The following is a 24310-nucleotide window of genomic DNA, read 5'->3' on the forward strand; positions in this document are numbered from 1 at the left end:
CCACATGGGTTTTCTTAAATAGTAAGTGCAAAAGTTGTCATTAAAAAGCCATCAGAACCGTCCCTCTGGCCTTCTTAATCCCCATTGGAATCCTGACTTAGAGTATTTTCCGCGTCTGAAAAGAACAGAGTGGATGGCCGTTGGACTGGTTGGAAAGCTCCTAGTCCGGGATGATGGAAATTGCCAAGTAAATGGTTTCTGTAAACCAAATGATGATGGAATAGCCACTCCAGCACAAAATGGGTACCGAGTAATGAAAAGGACAGGTCCAAACCAAATCCAAATTTTCGTATTCCCATATTCGGGTTAACATAAATGAATAGATTTAAACGTGGTTATTTTAAAACATTAAACACTCACAAATGTTGTCATGTCAATGTTTGCAAACCTAATTTATAAAAAAAAGGAAGGTATGGATCTTCGAAATAGATCACACCTGTCCTCCTTTATTACAAAAAGGTATATCACCCTGGATCATTTGATTTACCCTATTAACTTTAGAAGAGTGGGGTCTCGCTCCAAAAATCCCCAAAAATCTTGAAAATTCAGATGGTGCGTTTCACCTTTAATCCTTGCTCTACCGTCAGATTTCCTGCCCGCTTTAATTTTCCCCAGCCAACCCGGGTTCCTTTGAATGCAGTAAAAATAGATTTCCACGTTACCCATAGTAATAAGTAGCGGTAGACAATCCTTTGCAGGATCAAGGAAATGAGAGGTTTAAAGCTTAACTTCTCCATCCTAAAAGCAACTAAGCAAATAAGGAAATCGACCAAAAAGTAACTGGTAAAAATCAATAATGTTTTTTGGACATCCCCTGCGAGAATGCCTAAAATAAACAATAAATCTAAAAGCGGAGCAAAGAAAGGAACAATAAATTGAAATAGAATCATATTTGGGAGGGCAATAAACCCAAGTGATTTATGCTTTATTCCCCCAAACACTTTCTTATGCTTCCAAAAACATTGTAAAGTTCCAAAAGTCCATCTGAACCGCTGTTTTAGGAAATCTTTAATCGTTTCCGGAGCCTCCGTATAGGCATAGGCCTGTTCATCAATCACAACTTTATAGCCTTGGCGGAGGATTTTTAATGTCATGTCAGTATCTTCTGCAAGAGTATCATCGGTAAAATAGCCTAGCTCTTCAACCACCTGTTTGCGCCACGCCCCCAAAGCTCCCGGGACGACTGGGACACAATTAAGCGAGGCAAAGGCACGCTTCTCCAAGTTAAATCCAGTTACATACTCAATATGCTGCCAGGCAGTTAACAGGTTTTTCCTGTTCCCTACCCTCACATTTCCAGATACCGCTGCAATATTTTCATCAGCAAAGTGCCGAATGAGCATCGAAATCGAATCAGGAGGAACAATGGTGTCCGCATCAATCGCAACAAGAATGTCCCCCTTTGCCTTCCTGACTCCCAGATTGATGGCTGAAGCTTTTCCCCCGTTCTTCTTGTGGAAAAGAAGGACCTTTTTATTAGCTTCGTAATCTCGAGATACTACCAAGGAAGTTTGGTCTTTGGAACCATCATCGACAACAATGACTTCTAAGTTTGGATAATCGCTTTTCAGAATTGACTCAATGGTCCTACTTATAACCTTCTCTTCATTGTAGGCCGCGATAATGACACTTACAAACGGTGTAGACTTCCTCAACGGATGACTGGCATGTTTTTTATGTTTAAAAGCTAAACTGCCCAGAATCAAAATGCGTAGAGCCAAAATGAACATCACACTGTAAAGCAAAATAGAAATACCCTCTTTAAAGTTTGCTATATTGAACAGCATCACCTTAAAGCTTTGTATTATCGGATTTTCTACCTCTTTGACAGAGGGCATGATAGTACTTTTTCCTTTATCCATTAGATCGCTGACCGTAACAAATTTATATCCTTTATTCTGTAACTGTTCGATGATTTCAGGCAGTGCTTCAACGGTTGCCTGCCTATCTCCGCCGCCGTCGTGAAGTAAAATAATATCGCCGCTTGATGCCTGATTCAATACATTCTTGACAATGGCCTGGCTATCCCGCAGCTTCCAATCCTTTGAATCAATATCATAATTGACGGTGACGTACCCCATTCGGGTCACATCCAGTAATTTTTGAAAATGTGATGGCATATACTTTGCCTCTTCATCCCCATATGGGGACCGATACAACGAGGTGGTACGTCCAGTAATTCCTTGAATGATGCGTTGAGTACTATTTAGCTCAAGCTTTAACTGTTTATCAGACATATCAATTGTTTTTGGGTGGGAAAACGTATGGTTGCCAATCTCATGGCCATCCCGATAAATTCGTTCAACAATATCTTGATTGTGGATTGCTTTATTACCAATGACAAAGAACGAAGCCTTAACTTGGTATTGTTTCAGGATCTCTAATATACTTTCCGTATATTTAGGATCGGGCCCATCATCAAAAGTTAAGACAATTTCTTTATCCTCGGGTTGGCTTAAACGCTCAAACTCGGATGATACTGGGTTGGCAATATAGGTTTCACTCGTAATAAATCCAGCGTCATCAAACCGAAGGCTGCGTTCTCCTTCTTTCCAACTCTCTTTCGCGCGATAAATATTCCCTTTACCTGTACTGTAAATATTTCCTCCATTCTTGACAGTAAGCAATTCTTCCATTTTATTCCCTTTAAGAATATCCCAAACAGATGGATCCTCCGCTCCCAGCCTCCATAGTGCAATCCCCTTTGCACCAGCCTCGGCAGACATTTTTAATTGGTTGTAGAAGGTTGCACTGTCCAGGAACCATACTTCATGCACTTTATTGTTCTCCATATATTTAAGATAAGGAGTATGACTCATATCATCCCATTGGATGTTCAAGTTGGCTTTTTCGGCAAGTCTTGTGACGTCATCAAAGGAAACAACTTCTCCCGGCTGCTGGCTTTCCCATTCCCAATCATATCCATAATTTCCAAGCGCAACTATCAGCTTTTCCTTTGGTAATTTTGAGAGAATCTCTTTAAACCAGGATGAAGAAGCAATGGTGCCTGGATTGTCCACATTCTCATCGTAAGCCATGACAATCATCTGATCCACGTGCTTTTCCAGCTCTTTGTAATCAAACGCCTCATTAGCAGCCGGTACATCGATGGAAACAGAGAGACCGTCAGCATGAAAAACCGTGTACAGCTCCTTTATAAACTGGGTCAATAAATCCCGATCATTCTTGTTTAGATTCTCAAAGTCAATATTGATCCCATCAAAGCCCTGCTTTTTTATTAGTTCATGCAGTTTTTTAATTAATTTCGCTTGTTCTTCTGGAGAATTTAAAAGTTGATGAACTGTCTCTTGATTCCACTTGCCATTCTGTATGTTGTGAATTAACGGAACGATTTTAACATCATTCTTTTTCGCAAGCTCTACTATTTCCGGCTGAATATTGCTTTCAAGTTCCAGATCTGCATTTAAACTCAGCCATTGCGGGATTAGGACATCGATTGTATCAATATTTTTCGTTAACGATTGTTTACTGTTGCTATCCCAATTTACATAGAATGCGAAAACATCATCCTTATAGGCAACTTCCTGCTGGAGATACTTTTCATTCGTTTTATTATTTGCAGATGCAACCTGAGGGGAAGTCATGGTTTCAGATGGACTGATGTGTGAGAATTCATCCGTTTCTTTTGTCTCCAATTTAGGAAGCTGGGGATTAGCATAAAGACCTAAACCAGAAAAAAAGATCACCAGACAGAATAGAATAGCGAACAGTGCCATGAGAATAATCAGCAGATTCCACCGTTTACTCGATTCACTTTCAAAAATAAAATCTTTTTGGCCGGGTTCAAAGTGCAATTGTGTTTTATTATTTTTACTGCGGCTTCGGAAGGTCCTTATTTTCATTTTGTTAAATCCCTCATATCATTTTTTATCTTGTATAAGAACGACCTACTAGGATCCTCCTATTCGCTATTTAAGCAAACTACTTTGTTCACACTTTCACATTAATAACATAGTTTTCAAGTTTGAAAGGAAACCGCTGATAACAGAAATCCATAACTTCTACCAGTATTCCAATCAATTATAAGAGTAACAAGAGGATTTACCAGAAGAAATAAGCTAATCTATCTAATTTTCGCCGACATCACCACTTCAAAGTAATCTCCCCTGCATAATTACCTAAAAACGAATTATTTCTTTACCCATTTACCTAGTTCTTTCCCTTTTCATTTCCTAACTATGAAAATTCAAGTGGGATACAGCCATTATTTCAGTAAAATAACGATTCTTAATGTTTTTGTAATACACCTTTAATATGACAGAAATGTTTTGATAATAAAAAAGGTTCCTACTAACTAGGTATATTCTACTGATTAAGGGGGTTTTTTGTCATTTTGTCGCTTCTCTAGTTATTTTGTCGAATACAAGTATTTTTTTTTAGATGCTAAACTAAAACGAGATTACTGCAAAGGAAGTGTTTGAATGGAACAGGAACGCATATCCCCGCTCCCTAAAAAAAGGAAGTTGGGTTTAAAAATAACAATTGGAATCATTTTCCTGCTTATTATTGGTGCAGGCGCATACGGATTTTCCGTTTATAACTCTGTTGCCGGCACGCTCAAAAAAACACATGAACCACTGAAACGTTCAGAATCAGAGCAGCGTGTTATTAATTTAGCAAATGGAGATCCCATTTCCATCTTATTATTTGGGGTGGACGAGCGCGAGGGAGACCGTGGGCGTCCAGACTCATTAATTCTATTGACGGCAAACCCAGGAGATAAATCAATTCAAATGGTAAGTATTCCTCGTGATACATACACCGAAATTATCGGCAAGGGAATAAAGGATAAAATCAATCATTCGTATACATATGGTGGAGTTGATATGTCCATTAAAACTGTAGAAAGCTTTCTAGATGTCCCGATTGACTACTACGTGCAAGTAAATATGAATGGCTTTAAGGATCTTGTAGATGCTGTTGGCGGTGTGACCGTGGATAACACATTGGACTTTTCCTATGAAAAGACAGATTTCCCTATCGGTCAACTAAAATTGAACGGTCAAGAAGCGTTGAAGTATTCTCGTATGCGTGCTTTTGACCCACAGGGTGATATAGGCCGACAAGAACGCCAGCGTAAAATCATTCAAGCTTTCATCAAAGAAGCGGTAAAAATCGAAACTCTCACAAACTACGGAAGCATATTAGAGGTAATTGGCGATAATGTAAAAACAAATTTAACGTTTGAGCAAATGAAAGAAATTCAGGCAAACTATGCTGAAACACGTCACAACCTTGAACAAATCCAAATAAACGGAAGCGGTAAGGAAGAAAATGGTGTCTACTACTACATTGTCCCTGAGGCAGAACGAACAAAGCTGTCTGAGACGATTAAAAAGCACTTGGACATTCAGTAGTTTACGCTTTACTGGAGAGAAAAGTTTAGGATAAAAAATTTAATCAGTCACTGTTAACACTCCTTATACCTCCCTGTAATTGTTAGCCCAATAACAGAGAGTTTAATTGTATGAGAGATTGTTGACAAGTGACTTTTTTTATTTGTCCCCCAAATTAGTACTACATAAATTAACCGCCAAACCTTACATTTTTATACTGCCATAAACAACTTTTTAACTATCTAACGATCTCCAAAAAAAATTCGGGCAGTTACAGGCACCAAAATACAAAAATCGCCTTCAAAAATCTCTTTTGAAGGCATTTTTTGACGTTTCGTTCTAAAAATGCCCTCAAAAACAGAAATAAGCAGTTCGATTTATTCACCCAATCTCGTTATTGTTGAAGTGCCGCTCGTGAGCCTTCACAAAACAGAAAGCCCTCACGAAGGACAACTTAAACAAATGAAAGGATGTTATTCATCGTGAGTTTAAAATCTGGCAACACTAAGGAATTTGAGCAGTTTTCCCAATTCCATTCTCTTCTAGAATTTAATCATCATATGGAGATGTGGTTAGTAGAACACAAGCATGATTTTACAAAAGGGGAACTGGTCGGATTAAAAAGGCTCGTGCGGTTTGCAGCCAAAATCCCCGGCGTTTGCAATGCTAAAATTGGGACTCTCTTAAAATCAATTCACGACCAATACCATGATAACGGAATATCAAGATCTACCTTTAAACGAATGATTTTAAAAGCAAAAGAATTTGGGATCATCACCGTCTTTGAAACAGAAAGGAAAAACGGCTCGCAGTCTAGCAATTTATATCAGTTTAATCGTTTTCCATTAAATGAACTACCCAAAGAGGAAAAAATGAACCACCAATATGAAACTAGTAATCTTTTAAAAACTAATAATCAAAAGATAAATAAACGTTACGAAGAACCGTCTCTTTTAGATCACACCTATGTAAGCAATAGGGTTCCACAACCCTTTATCGAGCTGGTTAAGTGCTTTTTCTCCAAGGCAAAAACCATTGAGGAATTTTGGCAGATGGTACAAATTGCTGCTTTTCGTTTTGAGTGTACAAATGACACAGAGGGTATACTAGACATCTCGATCCAAGCCTTTCGACAACTGATAGGCAAAATAAAAAAGACCCATCTTGTAAAAAATCCTATTGCTTACTTTTATGGAATCTTAAACAACAAATTCATGAAAATCTATCTAGAAAAAATATCTGCAGCGGGAATTAAAACGCCTATATCCTATGCTTTTATCGACGGCATAGACCCCGACTGGGATTGGCTGCAGCCAAATGAATAAAGGATTTCCCATTTTAAAACATGAAAGGAACCATTCCGCAAAAACTGTCGTATTTTTGTCAAAATTCACTCGAATTATAGCGATTCCTGTACACTATAGTCCGCGGTAAAAAATTCCTATTTACCGTATAATAGATATATATGGAAAATGCATACATTGCCTCTCAAACTAGCAGGAAGGAAACCTTTTTCAACCTATTATCTAAAAGGAGTGGAGAACCATTAATAATTTCTATATGAATAAAAAAGTAATACTTATGATGGGTGAATATGATCAAAATGGAAAACTATGTTCGAGGATTTTGGTAGAAAAAACAACTTTACTGGTGGACAGAGCGCCGCTACATTTATTAGACGATACATTAACATACTTAGGCTATGATTTACGGGGAGCCATGGCAGGAGCAAAATTCATTCTTAATAAGAAAATGAAATGTCCAATCATTGTGAATCCGTATCAAAACGTTTGTCTTTTCCCAAGCAAATCCCCCCAAAAACACGACTGCATCTGGTTTAATCCTGAACATATTATCAACACCAAAGCAATTGGCAACAAGACTGCTGTAGCATTAAGCAACGGCCATTTCATGATTGTCGATACAAAATTAACGACCTTTAACCATAAACTTCAGACAGCCAATCAATTAAAACGCCTTACAACAGAAAGAGGAAACCAAGCTAACCCCATCCTTTTTTATTTGGAACCGCCCAAAAAACAGCAGCTTCTTAAGGAAAAATCAGGTAAGTATAATTTTGATAGTTTAAAAGAGGAAAACAAAAAATAAAAACCATATATGGAATATCTACTATTCAAAGGAGGAGTCCCTTGGTGGATGGTCATTTACACCTGAATTTTGGAAAGACAGTAAAAAGACTGCGAAAGGAACGCAAATTATCCCAAGAAAAACTAGCGGACCTAAGCGGGTTAGATCGTTCCTATATTAGTATTCTTGAAAGAAATCTTAAACTGCCTAGTCTATATACCATATTAGCCCTTGCTGCCGGGCTGGGTATAAAAGCTTCAGAATTTATTATGGAAATGGAAAAAATCCAGTATTAGATAAAGTGAATTCAACTTTTTGACATCCATCCAAAGGAAAATTACACTCTACTAATAGATGGCAACGAAATGAAATAAACATGATCTTTCAGCGATTAGGCTGGTCAAGATTACAAAATAGACAAATGAAATTTCCATTATCATTCCAACTCGTTGAGGAGAGTAACGGAAGGCGTTATTCTCCTTCTGAGTGGGGGTCTGACCCTAAATCCAAATATTTCTTTTCAAATTAGCAAAATGCGTATTGTAGTACGTGTTGTAAACTCGCTATGCATTATGTAATGGTCTTAAAAAGGAGAATTCCTTTGAGTGAGGCTAAAGAGGAGAAGTATATAGGAATAGGTTTAAGAAGATTAAGGAAAACAGAGAGAGGTTGGACACAGGAGAAGCTTGCAGAAGAGAGCGGACTAGATCGTCGAACGATCCAAAAGCTTGAAAACAATAAGAGTACCCCCACTTTAACAACCATTTGTGCTCTCGCAGCTGCATTTGAAATGGAGCATTGGGAATTTCTTAAAACTATTAAGGATGAGATAACCTGAAATAACCAACAAAGAAATATGCTATCGAAGCGAAACAAATACATATTCACTTGGAGAATAATCTACATATTCAAATATGTTGTTATACCAACTAATCGTTTCTATCTCAATGGGGGTCCCAATTTTAATTCTCTTGCTACCGATTTTTGCTTATGGATACCCCATCTTCTTAATGTCATCGCTTCCCAAATGGCTGCATCAGATATTTTATCTTCCTCAGCCAAGTCTGAAATGGTCCTAGCTAGTCGGATGATTTTTATTTGCACTCGGTTACCCCGCTTTGCTTTGTAGCAACAATCATAAGCATTTTTTGTTGTTCACTCGTAAGTAGACTTGTTTCTGTTATGACTTCAAATGGAACCTTAGCGTTGGTTATTTCCTTTTGATAGCGTTGATATTGAGGCTTCTGTGTCTTATAAACTCTTTGACGAATAGTACTTGAGGTATAATGATCTTTTGAAGATTGATCTAGATTAACTGACTTTAGCGATAGTAAGATATCCATTCGATCTTGGACTGGACCTGATAACCAAGATAGCCACACGGACATGGATTCATCGCACCAATAAGAATAAAAGACGATGGATAGGTCACAGTAGAGTGGGCTCTGCTAATTGTAACTTGCCCAGTTTCAAGCGGCTGCCTTAACATATCGAGTGTCTTCTTTGTGAACTCAGCAATTTCGTCAAGGAACAATACACCCTGATGTGCTAAAGAAATTTCCCACGGCCTTGGTGAAGAGCCTCCGACAATAATTGCAACTGATGAGGCAGAATGATGAGGATGTCTAAAAGGGACATTTTGTTGTATGCCTTTCCTCTCCCCAGCCAACTGATATAGGCTCATTACTTCTAGTTGTGCTTGATTTGTTAGTGGAGGTAGGATGGAAGGAAGGGTTTCCGCGAGAAGGCTTTTCTCGCAACCTAGTGGTCCGCTCATTAGTACATTATGAGAACCAGCTGCAGCAATTTCAAGCGCTCGTTTTGCGTGTCCATGGCCAATGATATGTAGGAAATCCTTTTGCAGCGTGGTAGTAAATTGGGGTCTTTGATCATGAAAAATTTGCACGGTAATAATTGGAAGTGTTTCTTGCCCTTCTATGTGCTGAAATACTTCTTCAATATGCTGGACAACAATACAATCCAAATCTTTAAATATCTGTATTGGTACGACAGGATCATACGGTAAGTAAACTCTCTGTAGTCCAATACCTTTAGCAGAAATCAATGCTGGCAGCATTCCTTTAGCTGTTATAAGCATTCCATCAAGAGATAAGGCACCAATAAACCCTGTATCCGTAGAAATCATACCCTAAATGATATTTAGTTCCTTTAAAGCAGCAATGGCAATCGCTAAATCAAAAAGCGGACCATTTTTCTTTTGCTCCGATAGCGAAAGATTGATGACAATTTTCTGGTCCGTCAAATCCACAGCAAAATGTCCAAGTGCTGCCACCACTGGTTCTCTTGACTCCTTTACAGATGTATCGGGCAAACCAACAATAATCATGGATTCCGTATCAGGTTTAATTCTTACCTACTTGCACACGATAACCCTCAAGACCTTTCAAGCCAATACTTGAAACCTTTTCTGTCATATAAAAAACCTCCCGATGTTTATTATTCTATTATTAATCGTTCTGGTGGACAGAGTTTTATGGTGTAGATATATATACAAAATGGACCTTCAAAAAATTTGCGGTAGTTTTACTTCTGAGGATCAGGAAAATGGGATAATATTTTTGTCGTTAATAGGAGGAGATTCAACGATTCCAATATGTAGGCAGTATAGTACTCCATCGATAGCCCTCAGGAGACTTCACCATTTTTGCTTCAACAAGGTTCAAATGAATGTATCTACTAACTTCTAGAAGATAATCTGAGGAGTCAATAAGTTCTAATCCATACCTGCCTTGAAAAACGTGTCCTACAAGGCGATGTCGTTTATTAAAATACATTGCATACCTAGAATTAAGCATTTCATCATATCTTTTGGGTGATGTTGGATGGTTTCAATTTGAAGATGAATGTGATTGGTCATAAGACAGTAAGCGTGGAGGTGAAAAGGGAAAACAATGACTGGCTTCTTCTAGAAATTGCAAATAAACTTCACGATCAAAATCATCATAAATAATAGATAGCCTCCGATTTCCACAGCTCGTAATATGATACTTAGTACCTGGAAACCAAACACGATGTTTTCTAGACCATAACATCTCTCTTTCTATCGTTAATTCATATATTTATATATTCTACACTTTTCACTAACATCCTCCTCATTCTGCTACAAACTTACAGTAATAATAAAACTTTAACTTAGCAGGGGTTCGACCTCAGATTTATTGACATATACAAATATTCAAATTAAGCAAAATATGGAATAACACATAAATTAGCATATATTAAGCTTTTTAAATAAAGAAAGAAAGTTAATGAGATTGAAGGTTTATTTTTACACCTTTTTATAAGATTCAATCATCGCCGAAATTTCTCCAACTGCGACTGTTTAGGCAAACATTATTAAAAAACTAATGTCGAAAATTTACATATAGTGTAAAATGAACTAGAAATAAATTAAGGAGGATTTTCTTTGAATCAAACTAACACTATAGCCAATTATTCGAACGGTAAGAATAATAATTTCGACATCATTAGATTTATTGCAGCTTCTTTAGTAGTCTTTTCACACTCTTTTCCTTTATCCCTGGCTAGTGGTAACAAATTCGAACCACTTTATTTTTTATCAGATGGTCAATCTGCACTAGGTAGAGTAGCTGTGTTTGTATTCTTTGTAACTAGTGGATTTTTGATTACGCAAAGCTATGATAGATCAAAAAATCTCGCTAAATTCTTAAGAGCGCGCATTCTTAGAATTTTTCCAGCTTTAATTGTGGTTGTAATATTAACAACTTTTGTACTTGGACCATTATTAACCACATTAACGATAAGAGAATACTTTACTAATCAACAAACATACAGCTATCTTCCAACCATGTTTTTATTGATAAAGTACCATCTTCCAGGTGTGTTTGAAGATAATATCTATGGCGGAGCTATCAATGGATCTCTATGGACTCTAAAATTTGAATTTTTCTTTTATTTGGTCGTGGCTACTTTAGGATATTTCAAGTTATTAAAGAAAGAAATTATATTTTTAATTTTCTTATCTACTCTCATCCTCTCGTTTACAAATATAACTCTTGGCGAAAAATATATAGAAATGTTTTTATATTTCTCAGCCGGCATGGTGCTATATTTATATAGGGATTTTGTAAAACTTGACATGAGAATTGTTAATATTTTCTTATTTATCCTTTTTATTTCCATTTTTCTCGGTGGATTCGAGAAAGCTTTCGGCATTTTCGGTAGTTACCTAATCATGATTTTAGCTTTCTCTCAAAAATTCAAATTCCCTAACTTTAGTAAACATGGTGATTTCTCATATGGAATATATATTTATGCATTCCCGATCCAACAATTAATCACCTACAGTTTCGGTCATACAATGAACCCGATTTTGAATTTCTTAATTGCATTTCCTATAACTTTGGTTTTCGCAGTTCTGTCTTGGCGATTAATTGAAAAACGTGCTTTAAATTTTAAAAATTATTCTTTCATAAAGTATAAATCGAATAACAAGCACGCTGCATAAAGACGGGAAACCGTCTTTTTTTCACTTTAAAAAACTTCATACCCTAAGAATAATTTTGAATAGTTCTGCAGATTTCTAATTAGCTTAACTGTTAAATTTTCACATCCCTATCAGCAATCATACCTTTGATTTTTAAACTATTCCCTGCTGTTCCGTCAGTGTTGTACGAAAACTAAACCTTTTTATTTGAATTCATAATCGTATCCTTTATGGATTTGACTTTGAGTTAGTTTCAATTCTAGAAATCATATATTCAGAATAAGTTAGTAAGTCTTCTACACAAACAAACCCAAAAGTAGAAAATTAAAGAAATTAAAAAAAACTATATAAAATGAAAGACATAATGTTTCATGATGATACACGGGTACAAGTAGTGAAACCATGATTGAGGTAACAGATTTTTATAAACCAAGATTAGAAAATCTATATAGTGAATATCACGTTCATTAATGGTTATGGTTAAGAAGCAATCAACCCGAAGTGTGAGCATTTAAGTGATGATAGCGGATTGCTGGATTATGGAATAAATGGCCTGGGGTGTCGTTTTGGGGGTAATAGTGGCGGAGATTTCAAGTTTGTGCGCCATGCTATTACAATAACGCTAATACTACCGGAAAAGGAGAAACTCACCATACAATTATACGTAATTGTAAAGCTATAGGAACTAACTCACAGTCTTTTGTTACACATGAAAACCACTAAAAATTCACCTTAATAAGCCATGCTTCTACTGTGGGAAATGATATCGTCGGAATATATTTGAGCTATTTCAGGACGAGTAATTCATGCACCACTTGTGACCTTTACTGTTTTTCTATATGAATCTATAGAGGCAACACTCGTTTCAACTTCGAAACTCTTAAACTTAACTACAATTACTCCTGCTTTTTTAACAATGATAGTATTTATAGAACCAACAATTTTCACATTCTTATCCCTTATACTGAAAGAAGTTAAGAAATTGTACTCTCACCATGGGGAAAAATTATGTTATATCCTTTGCTGCTAATCAAGGATAATATTTGTTAATTTAGGTGTAACTTCTGTATCAGTTCCAACTAATCCAACTAATAGTGCAGGAGGATATTTTACATTTATAAAAAACTATCCTGTTTCGTCATACTTTGTTCAAAAGTCACCGATAATACTATTATGTTTAGCTTCTCAATTTATAATAATTATCCTCAAACTAAAATAGAAACTAGTAAATTACGTATCCTGACAATCTAATAAAATTTGTATAACCAATCTAAACAATTGATTAAACTGTCGTGAACCCTTATGAAATATGAATATTGAACTGATATTTAGTAATTTTTTGTCGAGGAGCCACATCAATCCTCTCAACTATTTAGTATAAGTTTAAACATCATAAAAATATAATCGGGATAGAACATTATCCTATCCCTTCTTACATTAAACAAAAGCTACGCCTAGACACACTTTAACTTTAGTTAAAAAAGTTATCTATACTAATGATCCCTCCAAACTATTAATAGCTGCCCTTCCAATTGAATCATAAATAATATTCGCTTTCTTAGCACTTGCAAGATCGTAGCAGTTTCTTCCATCCAAGACAATAGCATTTTTCATTAGTTTGCTATACTTAGTTAGATCAAAACTTTTGACTTCATCCCATTCAGTAAAGATGAAACAAACATCTGCATCTTTAATTGTTTCGTCAATGGTTGAGCAATACATAATTTTATTTGGATAACTTTTCTCAAAGTTCTCCACACCAACAGGATCCCAAGCCCTCACATTCGCTCCATCCTCAAGCATGATTGGAATATTTACTAGTGACGGTGCTTCACGTAAATCGTCTGTACCTGGTTTAAAGGTTAATCCAAGGACAGCAATATTTAAGCCTTTTAAACTATCAAAATATTTACGAGACTTCTTTATCAATTTTAGCTTTTGATTTTCATTTACATCAATGGCTGCCTTAATTGTCTTTAATTCATAATCATGGAAGTTGGCAAGCCAGTGTAGTGCTTTTGTATCTTTTGGGAAACAAGAGCCACCGTACCCAATTCCTGAATTTAAGAAGCGATTCCCAATACGACTGTCATAGCCCATTCCATGGGCAACATCATCAATATCCGCCCCAATAATTTCGCAAAGGTTAGCAATTTCATTGATAAAAGAAATCTTAAGAGCTAAGAAGTCGTTTGAAGCATACTTTATCATTTCAGCACTCTTTCGATTAGTTACAATAATAGGAGCACCAAAATCCTTATATACTTCTTTCAAAACTTCACCAGCAGCGGTTTCTTCCACACCAATCACAATTCTTGAGGCATGTAAAGTATCCCGAACCGCTGTCCCTTGTGATAAAAACTCAGGATTGGAAGCAACCGAAACTTTTACATTATGAAGAAGATTTGTTTTTATCAAATCTTCAATTTTATCATTTGTTCCAATGGGTACAGTTGATTTCACCACTATGACACAATCTTTTTCAATACTTTGTGCAATTTGTTCAGCAGCCGAATACACATGGGTCAAATTGGCTGAACCATCTTGCTTTTCAGGAGTCCCAACACCTATAAATATTACATCTGCATTTCTATAAGCTTCTTTGTAGTCAATTGTAAAGTTCAGTTTATCTAAATTCCTCACCATTAGTTCTTCAAGACCTGGCTCGTAAATTGGTGAAATTCCTGCCTTCATTAAGGAGATTTTTCTCTCATCAATATCTACACACGAAACCAAATGCCCTTTTTCCGCAAGACAAACACCAGTTACCAAGCCAACATATCCAGTTCCTGCTACAGCAATTTTCACATTTAATTCCACCTTTAAATATTTTATAGTCACAATACTATAACAACGGCTAGTTCAAGGTATATATACTTTCTTCAATTTCATCCCAGTTTAAAATGAGACGGTGATTATCCTCTTCCACTAATTGATTTCCGGTCTGCACTTCTATAAACTCTAAATCAGTGACCGCCTTTACAGCATGTTTCATCCTCACCGGTATTTCAACTACGTCTCCTGTCTTAATTACTTTGAACTCATTATTTAAAAGCAGAACACCTTCACCTTTTACTATTGTCCAAACCTCTTGGCGGTGGTTATGGTACTGATAGCTTAAATTTTTCCCCGCTGTTATACTAATCCGTTTTGTTAATACTTCGGTTTGATTCACATATTTGGTGTGCTCAAGAACTCGATACCAACCCCAGCGACGTTCTTCATACATAGGTCTTTGTTTTAAACCCTCAACCAATTCTTTCACACGAGGGCTTGCATCTTTATCAGTTACTAAGATTCCATCAGGACTTGCTGCAACAATAATATTTGATAATCCAAGTATTGAAACAGGAATATCTAATTCATTAATGATATGGGAATTTTTTGAATCATTACTAATATTAGCCTTTCCTAGGATGTTAGTCCCCATTTCTTCTGTTAGGGTATTCCATGTCCCCAAATCTTTCCAATTACCATCATATTGGATAGCCACAATTTCTTGTTTTTTCTCGACAACTTCATAATCAAAACTAATTTTAGGTAAAAGAGAATAATTGACAGACAGTTCCTCGTAGTCGGTAGGTAATCCTTTTTCCTCTAATAATGAAATTATCTTATCTAGTCTGAATGCAAAAACACCACAATTCCATAAAGCTTCCTGCTCAAATAGTATTTTTGCTTCTTCTATATTTGGTTTCTCTTTAAAGTCATTAACTGTCACTATACCATTATTGGATTTTTTATCATTAGGAATAATATAACCGTATTTTTCTGAAGGGAAAGTTGGTTTTACTCCTATTAGTGCCAATTCAGCATTAGTAGATTTTAATACATCTTCTAAATCTAGTAATCTAGCAAAAAATTCATCTTCTACAAACGGATCTACTGGTAATACTCCTACTATTTCATCACGAGATGAATTCATAAGAGAATATAAATAAGCTGATGCTAAAGCAATTGCAGGAAAAGTATCTCTTCTTTCAGGTTCTACAATTAGAGAGACATCTTTACCTATTTGACTTTGAATCATCTCAACTTGAGTTTTACTTGTTGCAATTACAGCGTTTTGTGTTAAACCCAATTTATCTAATTGTCCCCAGACTCTTTGTACCATCGACTGCAATTCATTTTGTTCATCCCTAAGTACTTTTAAAAATTGTTTTGATCGCGCATCATTAGACAATGGCCACAACCGTTTACCTGAACCGCCGGAGAGTAATACTAATTTCATCATAATCCCTCTCAATGCAGGAAAAATTTACTGTTAAAAACACTAAAATGAACAGGTACTTTTCCCCAATTTTTTTATACAAAAACCACAACTATGCCAAAAAACATACCTTTTTAGAAATATATTAAACCTATTACATTAGGCTTATTTGAATATGAAAACCCGTATTAATTAAAAAAATACGGGTATATTAAAAATTTTATATGTCCTTATGGTAACCATATACCAGGAATAACAGAATGTTATCCGTTATTACTTTAAATCTTCAGTGATAGGTAAATCTTTTACCCTTTTGGCGGGATTACCCGCATATAATCCATTTGGAGTTGTACTTTTAATAACTACTGCTCCCGAAGCTATTATACACCCTTCCTCAATTATTACACCTGGCATAATTATTGATCCTAAACCAATCCAACTTCCTTTTTTTATTACTACCCCTTTTGAAACAGTACCATCTTCTTTTCTTCTCCTAATTACTGAAAACCTATATTTATGTGTCCCTGTCAGAACTTTAACATGTGGACCCACTCTTACATAATCTTCTATTACAATTGGGGCATTACCATCGAGAAAACTACCAACATTAACTGCTGTATCTTTCCCCATAGTAATTTTATTTGAGCCGATGTAAACATTTTCTGCAATTCCTGCACTTGAATCTATTGTAGCTCCACAAAAATTCAAAAGAATAATTCTTATTTTTTTATGCAAAAAAGCGGATTGTTGAATAGAGTTAAAAACTTTCCAAAAATAATTGCCCATAATTCACCTCACGGATAAGTCAAAATGGTATATTAAAATGAATTTAATCGTCCTTATTAATTTTATAAGTAAATTTTCCGTAGAATTTTCCATTTTCTTATTTAATGATTAATTTAATAACAGAAAGAGTATTGATAAGTGTACAAGGGTTAATTTATTCGAACTCTTCAACTATTTCCTTTTCATTCTTACCATTTTCTATATTACTTGGAACAGAAGCAGCCATCCCACATAGAACCCAAAAAGAAATATTCCAAAGTCCACTTGATGTTGTAATTGAATGAACCATAACTCCAATAAACGCAGCAAAAATAATAGAATTTTTACGCGAGTTTTTTATAGCAATAATTGTTAAATAGGTCAATAATAAAAGACCGCCTATTCCTTGTTCTGCAGCTATTTGGACTGGAAAACTACTAGCTCCAGTCCTCTGTTCAATATTAGATGGAATCTGGGAAGAAATAGCCTCAGCGACTCCTGCGCCAGTTCCCCAACCAAATAAAGGATTATCTAAAAAAGCATGAACACCCGCAACAATACTAGCAAATCTAGACAATGTAGAATAGTCATATCCGTACCCACGTACGGTTGATAACGTACTAAGTGCAACAATTTGATCTGGTATAGCTAAGAATCTAGAAACTACAGAAAAAATTATATCTGCAACAGATGGAATCGAGATTAATAAAATCATTAAAAAGAAGACTGTAAAAAACAATAATATTATTAGTTTAGAAAATCTTCTAAACATACTAGGATGAAGAATCAAAATCATCACTGTCATTAATAAAACTGCGTATCCAGACATTGATCCACTAAAAACCAAAGCAATTAGGAATAAAATAAGCCTTCCTATAGACTTACGGGAAGTTTTATTTATAACAATAACTATTTGTATCATTAGGGCAGGAAGTAACAAACTTATTAATACAGATGGTTCAGGTGTAAATGCAAAGCTCCTTGCATCGAAATTACCATTACCATAATACATAGCTTTTAATGGTTGGGATACGTTATTTTGTAATAGTGTTGAAAATGGCAAACTATAAGCGAAAGCAAAATATTGATATATGGCATACAAACTAGATATTACTGCACCAAAGATATAACCCTTAATAAACAACTTTCTATCATTTTCTCCCATAACAATATATGATCCACAGATTAGGACAATAAATTGCATCAGGTACCTCAAAAAACCTAAAAATGAATCCTGAGGATATTTTGAAGAAAAAACACTTAATAATAAAATGAAAATCCAAAAAAATACAACGAAAAATATTTTTTTATTTATTTTAGAACTAGAATAAACCATTAAAAAACAATAAAACATAGCTAAAGGTAAAACTAACTGTAATCCTACACGATTCCCAATATTCAAAATAGCAAAACTCGGAAACCAAAGAGTTAGTCCTATTAAATAAGCAAGTCTATTTAATATATTTAATTCAACATTATGATATGAAGAAGAAACCTGTCTAAAATAGTAGTTTTCCAAAATATCCTCCTTTTTAATATTTATAAAATAATATAAAGGAATTAAAGGTTCCAAAATATCTTCAATTGATAAATAATTTTATTTAGTATCCTGTTCAATTACTTTCTTTATTTGTTCCAAATTCATATAAACTTTATTTTTTAGTTCTTTTAATAATGTATTGGATTTTTCATAATTAAAACAATCTATTTTTCTTTTAATATTAATCTCCATATTTTGTGTATCTGTATAGATTAACTCCTCACCTTGTTCCCAAGTTTTAATAAACTCTATTAATTTAGTTATTTTGTCAGTAAAAGCTAGATGAGGAATATTATAAGACAACGAAGTTATTGCACCATGTAAACTAGTACCAACATAAATTTTTGCGTGTGCAATTAAGCACATAATCTCATAAATATTTTCTTCTGAAGGTAAATAAATAAATTTAGCATTATTTGCTTTAGTCTTTATACTCATTAAAGGAATATGGTCTTCATGATTAGCAGCAGTCCCAATAGGTAGTAAAACAATATCTAAATTGGTATACTCATGTATCTTATGAAGTTTTTCTGCTAATATATCAATTTTATCTTTTCCAATGTGTTTATTCACTTGAAAAACTAAATAGGGTTTTTCTCTTTTTATCCAGGTAGAAGTAGCTTTAGTACTCTTTTCTAATAAGAGTTCTTTAGAAAAAATATCAGACATGATTAATGCAGAATCAGGATAAACATTAACATCGTCAATTTTACTATCGATAATATTTCCAAGATTCCCCTTTGTGGTATTATCCCTTACTGAGATAAAACTTGCATTTGCTAGAGCTCTAGATAGATATTGCCTATTTGTTTGTTTAATTTTTGAACCACCAACAGTATTATAGATAACTTTTACGGATGGAGTAAATGAGTTCGGATCTATAACCCAAGGCATATCATTTTTAACTTTCATACGTTTTCTAATATATTTACTTACTCTTGGTTCACCAATTAATTTACTTGCTATCTTATAAGTATAATTAATTACATTATTGGCTTGTAAACTTAGTTTCATTCTATACCATGTTGCACCCAACATTTCGCCGCCAACCATAATAATTGTATCACCATTTTTTAACTCGTTTTCTCTAAACAAACTTGATAATTTTTTTGTTGGTTTTCCTCCTTTTAAAGATAAATCACTTTCAATTAAACCATAATATTCCACTGTATATTTTTTACCATTTATTAACATGTCATGAAGGTAATTTTCTAATATAAGTGGAAACAATAAATCACCATAATTAAATCTATCAAATGCACCCAGTAGGACGATTTTATTCATTTTTATCTAGCACTCCTCTTACTTTATCTTTACCTAACACAAATATTACGACTGACAAATATATAATCACAATTGAAACTTTAAGATAGAAATTTAAATTAGTAAAATACGGTAGAATACAACATATACCAACCAAAACAATAATTATATTTCCACCATTTGAAAATAAATGATCGCCAAAAGCTTTATTAACTAAAATTATATAAAAACAAAGAATTAGTAATGTTGTAAGAATCAAACTAAGTACTGCCCCATAAATTCCTATCATAGAAATAAAAATAAGATTAAATAAAACACTTAATATTAAAGCTATTGCAGCTATTAAAGCTCGCATAGTTTGTTTATTTATAACCGTTATGACCACCCCATATATAGTCGTAAAATAACGTAAAAAAACTACTATTGATAGCATACCGAAAATGGTAGCCGATGTAGCATATGAATAGCCATAAAAGAAATTAATAACTTCTTCACTAAAAAGGGAAAAAACAATTGTTATTAACCCACCTAGTCCTAAAGCTTTTTCATTTACAGATTTTGAAAACTCAATAAGCTTATTATTATCTTCGCTTAGTTTACTTATTAATGGTAGACTTGAGTTACTAATCGCTTGCATAAGTATTAAAGAACCCATAATAAGTCTCATTGGGGCTTGATAATATGCAACTTGTTCATTTCCTAGTAACTTTTGAATTAACATAGTATCAATTTGAAAATATAAAGAACCTAAGATTAAATGAATAGCGAAGGTACTATTTGAAATAATATACTTTAAAGAACCTTTGATTTTTCTTAACAAGTTGAACTTCAATTTCAGGTGTTTTTTTACAGTAATAATAGAATTTATTAGATTGGTTAACCTAATAAATAAATAGGCAAAAGCTACTTCCAGTATAGATGGCGTAAAAAATAACAATACTGAAAATACAATAAAAAACATGCACGAATTCGAAAAGCTTAATTTTGTCTCAACTTCGAATTTATTTAAAGCTCTATGAGGAAGTGTAAAATGAATTGTAAATGAATTTAAAATTGCTGAGAAAACCAAAATTAAAGCCACATAAAATGTATAATCATCATCAAATAAATACCTAGAGCCAAATAGAAATAATAATAATGCAACAATCGTTAGCCACAATTTAGACCATATACTAGTTATAAAAATGTGATTAATGTTTTTGATATTTATACTAATATCTTTAACTAGTTTTAAAGGAAATCCATAATCAATTAACAAAATCAATAAATTTGAGATTGTAAAACAGTACATAAATTTCCCAAAATCCTCAACAGACCAAACTCTTGCTAGAAGTATAAATAAGAGCATATTTGTAAATAACCTTAAAAATAAAGTAAAACACATAAAAATAAAATTTCTTTTCATTTTAATATCCTTCAGTTAAAGTTTTCTAATGATTATTAATAGCAAGCAAGTTATTCCTAAATGAATCTATCCTTTTCGTGAAGATTATAAATGTTTTTTGGCTTATAAATTTGTATTACAAATATTTAAAACCTTCATTCCATTTAACATCAAATGATAAATTAATTTTAAAAGTAAAAAATTCCAAAAAAAAAAGAAAGAATTCTTAACTAAATGAATTCTTTAACAACCTTTGCTTGTTCAAGCCATTTTTGCTTTCTCTCAATTTTAAGTTCTTTAGTTTCTTTTTCTAATTGATTTTTACAATTTATAGCTTCAGTAATCCCCGAAATTAAAGAATCTTCTTCATTTTGAACATAAATTGCACCTTTATAAAATAATTCCTTTAATATTTTAGTGTCTGAAAGCACCATTGCTTTTTCATAACCAACAGCTTCATTTGCAACACTTAACTGAATCCCTTCAAATTTAGTAAGCCCTAAAACGATATCTGAATTTTTCAGAAGTCTATTATATTCTTCTTTACTTATCCATCCTGTAAATATTACATTAGAGCTTGCATTTGAAATATCATGAAATATATTTGCCCTTTTTAAATTACCAGTAATAACAAAATTAATATCTGGCAAAGACCGCGCAGCCTTTAAAATTTGATCTATCGGTTCATCTTCATTAAATGAAGCTGGAAATAGCACAGTAGGTTTTCCTTCATTCTTTTTATTTTCTATAGTTGCTGACATTTCAATTGAATTATCCTCTAATACATAACACTTTTCACTAGATATCTTAAAATTTTTAATAACTTCATTATATATTTCGGAATTATGAACAAGTATTACATTAGACAATTTATTAATTAATGTTATTGCAAAAGGGGTGCTTACCCAAGGTTTCCTAAACATGCCATTATGACAATCTGAAATTATTACACTATTTTTAAAAAATAACTTGTAAAAGTATAAGACATACATTACTGGTGTTGGGGGAAGTTGCACCCAAATAACAGTGGGTCTTTTAATAATTAATTTCATTAAGGTTATTAACCCCTTAAAAAGATATTCAAAGGGTTTTAATTTCTTAGACTTAAAACTCTTATCAATATAAAATACTTCATAATTAAAATGCTCTTGCATTGAATCTACTCTAGCTTGATAATTTCTCCAAACAATAAATATGCTATTTTTTTTTTTCAAAAGATCACCTCAATCTAAACTTTCTATATATTCTAAGATAGATTTTGCTAACAAGTTATTTTCATTATCCGTATATTTCATATAATTAAATTTTTTTACATTATAGATTGCTTCTTGAAGTTTATTAATATCGTATACAGGCTCAATATATTTTTTTTCAGCAAAAACTCTAGTGATTTCCAACTGGTGATCATCAACATGCTCAGCATATTTTGCCATTCTTGGTACTACAATGGCTTTTCTATTTTTTTTCAAAATACTTATAATCGAGCCTGTTCCTGCATGCGTAATTACAAAGCTACTTTTTTCTATTAATTTATTTACTTTTTCATTTTCTATAAAATCATATGTCTCCAAATATTTAGATTCAAAATTAGATTTACCAACTTGCATTATCACTTCTTCTTTTATAATTTTTTTTTCTATAAGTTTTTCTATTTCGTTAAATAATCTTACAAAGGGAAAATTTTGTGTACCAACAGTAACAAAAATCAATAAATAGACCCCCTAAATTTTGCTTCAGGATAATAATGTAGTAACTCTTCCCACTGTACATAAAATTCATCAGCAATTTTATATATAAATCTCCCTGTTAAAGTTGGAGAATTTATCTTAGCATAACTCTCAATAAATACTATTTTAGAACCAAGTAGTTTTGCCATATAACAAATGGGGATAACTGCCCCTGCCCCTGTAGTAATAACTATATCAGGGCGTACTTTAATTAAAATCATCAGTGACTTTAATATGTTATAAATAAAAACGAATAAAAAGCCTTTCATTCTCCTGTCTTGGTGTTTTAAGAAAAATACACGCTCCTCGTTTTCTAAATCCTGGGTAGATAGATTTTTTTCAATAACCCAGCTTATAGTATACTTATTCATAATAAATTTGCTTAAATGTTTTAATTGGGCTAAGTGGCCTCCCGATGAACTTACAAAAAACACTTTTTTAGCCTTATTAGTCATTCTCCCCACCCTAGTCTATTTTATTATTTCTATTTATAAAAGGTTTGTTAGTAGATAGGTTTACAAATTTTGTGATTTAAAATAGTCTGGATGCTTGCCCATTTTACACCTTAAAGCATCAAAAAAACCCTTGTGTAAATACCAAATACGTTCCATTTGTTTATTTTTATTCATTAAAAATATTTTCATCGACATTTTAATTAGATTTATTATCAAAAATAATAGATTAGTTAAATATAAATACCTATTTAACCTATTCATCATAATAAACCTATTTCTCAATTTATAATATTGGACAAAAGGGGATGTCCCTTGTCCTCCAGAAGAAGATGATACTTTGTGATAAACAATAGATTCTGGACAATAAAGTATTTTCCAACCATTTTTACTAGCTTTCAAGTTCCAATCGGTTTCTTCATAATATAAAAAATAGTCCTCTTTTAAATATCCAATAGTATCAATAAGTTCTTTTCTAAACGCTAAGCTACACCCTGTTACATAATCTATTTCTTTATTTACATTGAATTGTCCTTTGTCTTGTTCCCCAATTCCAATATGATGGGTTTTTCCTGTAAATTTATTTATTAAGCCGCCAGCAAACCATATTATATTAGTTTCAAAATAATAAATCTTAGATCCTACAATTCCAATCTTTTTATTGGAATTTAGTAAATTGACTAAATTTAATAGAGCATCCTTATCTACTACCGTGTCATTATTTAATAACCAAAAATATTCAATGCCATTGTTATATGCTTCTTTGATCCCTAGATTATTTGCTCCAGCAAATCCTAAATTACTTCCAGCTTGAATAAAAGTAATTTCTAACTTAAAATGATTATCTTGTGAATCCTTTTTAAGTTTTTCATAGGAACCGTCTGTCGAATCATTGTCTATTAAGTAGACATGAAAGTTTGCATAACTTTGTTTTTCTAATGATTTTAAACATTCAAAGGTATCAATATATGAATTCCAATTTATAATAATTACTGCAACTGGTATTTCCTTTTTACAAGTCATCTTGTCCTCCAACTATTAATGCAATTGATTAAT

General features: G+C 33.4%; 23 protein-coding genes. 7 read left to right on the forward strand and 16 right to left on the reverse strand.

The window, feature by feature from the left end:
• Positions 1-25 precede the first annotated feature (25 nt).
• Positions 26-310, forward strand: a complete 285-nt coding sequence (locus tag BANA01_RS30680; protein WP_063254829.1) for a peptidase G2 autoproteolytic cleavage domain-containing protein — start codon at positions 26-28, stop codon at positions 308-310.
• 235 nt (positions 311-545) lie between these two features.
• On the opposite strand, the gene BANA01_RS22245 is transcribed toward BANA01_RS30680, so the two are convergent.
• Entirely contained in the window at positions 546-3863 is a 3318-nt protein-coding gene (locus BANA01_RS22245; RefSeq protein ID WP_063254830.1) for a trifunctional glycoside hydrolase family 18/polysaccharide deacetylase/glycosyltransferase family 2 protein, read from the reverse strand.
• A gap of 579 nt (positions 3864-4442) precedes the next feature.
• Here BANA01_RS22245 and BANA01_RS22250 point away from each other — a divergent pair.
• The 5 genes from BANA01_RS22250 (at position 4443) to BANA01_RS22270 (ending at position 8283) form a co-directional block, all read left to right on the forward strand.
• Entirely contained in the window at positions 4443-5378 is a 936-nt protein-coding gene (locus tag BANA01_RS22250) for an LCP family glycopolymer transferase (RefSeq protein ID WP_063254831.1), read from the forward strand.
• A 461-nt stretch (positions 5379-5839) separates the two neighbouring features.
• Positions 5840-6682 (forward strand): hypothetical protein, encoded by an 843-nt coding sequence (locus BANA01_RS22255; protein ID WP_235847206.1) that lies wholly within the window; start codon positions 5840-5842, stop codon positions 6680-6682.
• Positions 6683-6917: 235 nt separating this feature from the next.
• On the forward strand, positions 6918-7466 hold the full coding sequence (locus BANA01_RS22260; protein ID WP_063254832.1) for a competence protein ComK: 549 nt from the start codon (positions 6918-6920) through the stop codon (positions 7464-7466).
• 44 nt (positions 7467-7510) lie between these two features.
• Positions 7511-7741 carry a helix-turn-helix domain-containing protein gene (locus BANA01_RS22265; protein WP_235847207.1) on the forward strand — a complete coding sequence of 77 codons (231 nt, stop codon included), beginning with the start codon at positions 7511-7513 and terminating at the stop codon, positions 7739-7741.
• A gap of 305 nt (positions 7742-8046) precedes the next feature.
• Positions 8047-8283, forward strand: a complete 237-nt coding sequence (locus BANA01_RS22270; RefSeq protein WP_063254833.1) for a helix-turn-helix domain-containing protein — start codon at positions 8047-8049, stop codon at positions 8281-8283.
• Between the two features lie 101 nt (positions 8284-8384).
• On the opposite strand, the gene BANA01_RS30840 is transcribed toward BANA01_RS22270, so the two are convergent.
• The 5 genes from BANA01_RS30840 to BANA01_RS30445 all read right to left on the reverse strand — a co-directional run bounded on the left by BANA01_RS30840 (position 8385) and on the right by BANA01_RS30445 (position 10240).
• Positions 8385-8549, reverse strand: coding sequence for a magnesium chelatase subunit ChlI family protein (locus tag BANA01_RS30840; RefSeq protein ID WP_459213760.1), 165 nt, complete (start codon positions 8547-8549; stop codon positions 8385-8387).
• Complete coding sequence (locus BANA01_RS30845; RefSeq protein ID WP_477497685.1) at positions 8540-8788, reverse strand: hypothetical protein; 249 nt, start codon at positions 8786-8788, stop codon at positions 8540-8542. The genes BANA01_RS30840 and BANA01_RS30845 overlap by 10 nt, the downstream gene beginning before the upstream one ends.
• Positions 8767-9591, reverse strand: a complete 825-nt coding sequence (locus BANA01_RS30850) for an ATP-binding protein (protein WP_459213762.1) — start codon at positions 9589-9591, stop codon at positions 8767-8769. Before BANA01_RS30850 ends, BANA01_RS30845 begins: the two co-directional genes overlap by 22 nt.
• Before the next feature lie 3 nt (positions 9592-9594).
• Positions 9595-9792 (reverse strand): magnesium chelatase domain-containing protein, encoded by a 198-nt coding sequence (locus BANA01_RS30855; RefSeq protein WP_459213763.1) that lies wholly within the window; start codon positions 9790-9792, stop codon positions 9595-9597.
• A gap of 253 nt (positions 9793-10045) precedes the next feature.
• Positions 10046-10240 carry a hypothetical protein gene (locus BANA01_RS30445; RefSeq protein WP_235847208.1) on the reverse strand — a complete coding sequence of 65 codons (195 nt, stop codon included), beginning with the start codon at positions 10238-10240 and terminating at the stop codon, positions 10046-10048.
• 632 nt (positions 10241-10872) lie between these two features.
• Here BANA01_RS30445 and BANA01_RS22280 point away from each other — a divergent pair.
• Positions 10873-11934 (forward strand): acyltransferase family protein, encoded by a 1062-nt coding sequence (locus BANA01_RS22280; protein ID WP_063254834.1) that lies wholly within the window; start codon positions 10873-10875, stop codon positions 11932-11934.
• A 1467-nt stretch (positions 11935-13401) separates the two neighbouring features.
• On the opposite strand, the gene BANA01_RS22285 is transcribed toward BANA01_RS22280, so the two are convergent.
• From BANA01_RS22285 to BANA01_RS22330, 10 genes are all read right to left on the reverse strand, one after another.
• A complete protein-coding gene (locus tag BANA01_RS22285) occupies positions 13402-14721 on the reverse strand; it encodes a UDP-glucose dehydrogenase family protein (RefSeq protein ID WP_063254835.1) in 1320 nt (439 codons plus the stop codon).
• Between the two features lie 49 nt (positions 14722-14770).
• Positions 14771-16144, reverse strand: a complete 1374-nt coding sequence (locus BANA01_RS22290) for a sugar phosphate nucleotidyltransferase (RefSeq protein ID WP_063254836.1) — start codon at positions 16142-16144, stop codon at positions 14771-14773.
• Between the two features lie 252 nt (positions 16145-16396).
• Positions 16397-16909 carry an acyltransferase gene (locus tag BANA01_RS22295; RefSeq protein ID WP_063254837.1) on the reverse strand — a complete coding sequence of 171 codons (513 nt, stop codon included), beginning with the start codon at positions 16907-16909 and terminating at the stop codon, positions 16397-16399.
• Between the two features lie 154 nt (positions 16910-17063).
• Positions 17064-18407 carry an O-antigen ligase family protein gene (locus tag BANA01_RS22300; RefSeq protein ID WP_063254838.1) on the reverse strand — a complete coding sequence of 448 codons (1344 nt, stop codon included), beginning with the start codon at positions 18405-18407 and terminating at the stop codon, positions 17064-17066.
• 78 nt (positions 18408-18485) lie between these two features.
• The gene (locus BANA01_RS22305; RefSeq protein WP_063254839.1) at positions 18486-19712 is read right to left on the reverse strand and encodes a polysaccharide pyruvyl transferase family protein; all 1227 of its coding nucleotides are present in this window, start codon (positions 19710-19712) and stop codon (positions 18486-18488) included.
• Complete coding sequence (locus BANA01_RS22310) at positions 19705-21096, reverse strand: oligosaccharide flippase family protein (protein WP_063254840.1); 1392 nt, start codon at positions 21094-21096, stop codon at positions 19705-19707. Before BANA01_RS22310 ends, BANA01_RS22305 begins: the two co-directional genes overlap by 8 nt.
• Positions 21097-21305: 209 nt before the next feature.
• Positions 21306-22289 (reverse strand): glycosyltransferase, encoded by a 984-nt coding sequence (locus BANA01_RS22315; protein ID WP_063254841.1) that lies wholly within the window; start codon positions 22287-22289, stop codon positions 21306-21308.
• 9 nt (positions 22290-22298) lie between these two features.
• Complete coding sequence (gene pssE / locus BANA01_RS22320; RefSeq protein WP_063254842.1) at positions 22299-22784, reverse strand: PssE/Cps14G family polysaccharide biosynthesis glycosyltransferase; 486 nt, start codon at positions 22782-22784, stop codon at positions 22299-22301.
• Positions 22781-23257 carry a PssD/Cps14F family polysaccharide biosynthesis glycosyltransferase gene (pssD, locus tag BANA01_RS22325; RefSeq protein ID WP_063254843.1) on the reverse strand — a complete coding sequence of 159 codons (477 nt, stop codon included), beginning with the start codon at positions 23255-23257 and terminating at the stop codon, positions 22781-22783. The genes pssE and pssD overlap by 4 nt, the downstream gene beginning before the upstream one ends.
• A 60-nt stretch (positions 23258-23317) precedes the next feature.
• Complete coding sequence (locus BANA01_RS22330) at positions 23318-24277, reverse strand: glycosyltransferase family 2 protein (protein ID WP_063254844.1); 960 nt, start codon at positions 24275-24277, stop codon at positions 23318-23320.
• Positions 24278-24310 lie beyond the last annotated feature (33 nt).

This window comes from Neobacillus niacini NBRC 15566 (genome assembly GCF_001591505.1).
GTDB lineage: Bacteria > Bacillota > Bacilli > Bacillales > Cytobacillaceae > Neobacillus > Neobacillus niacini.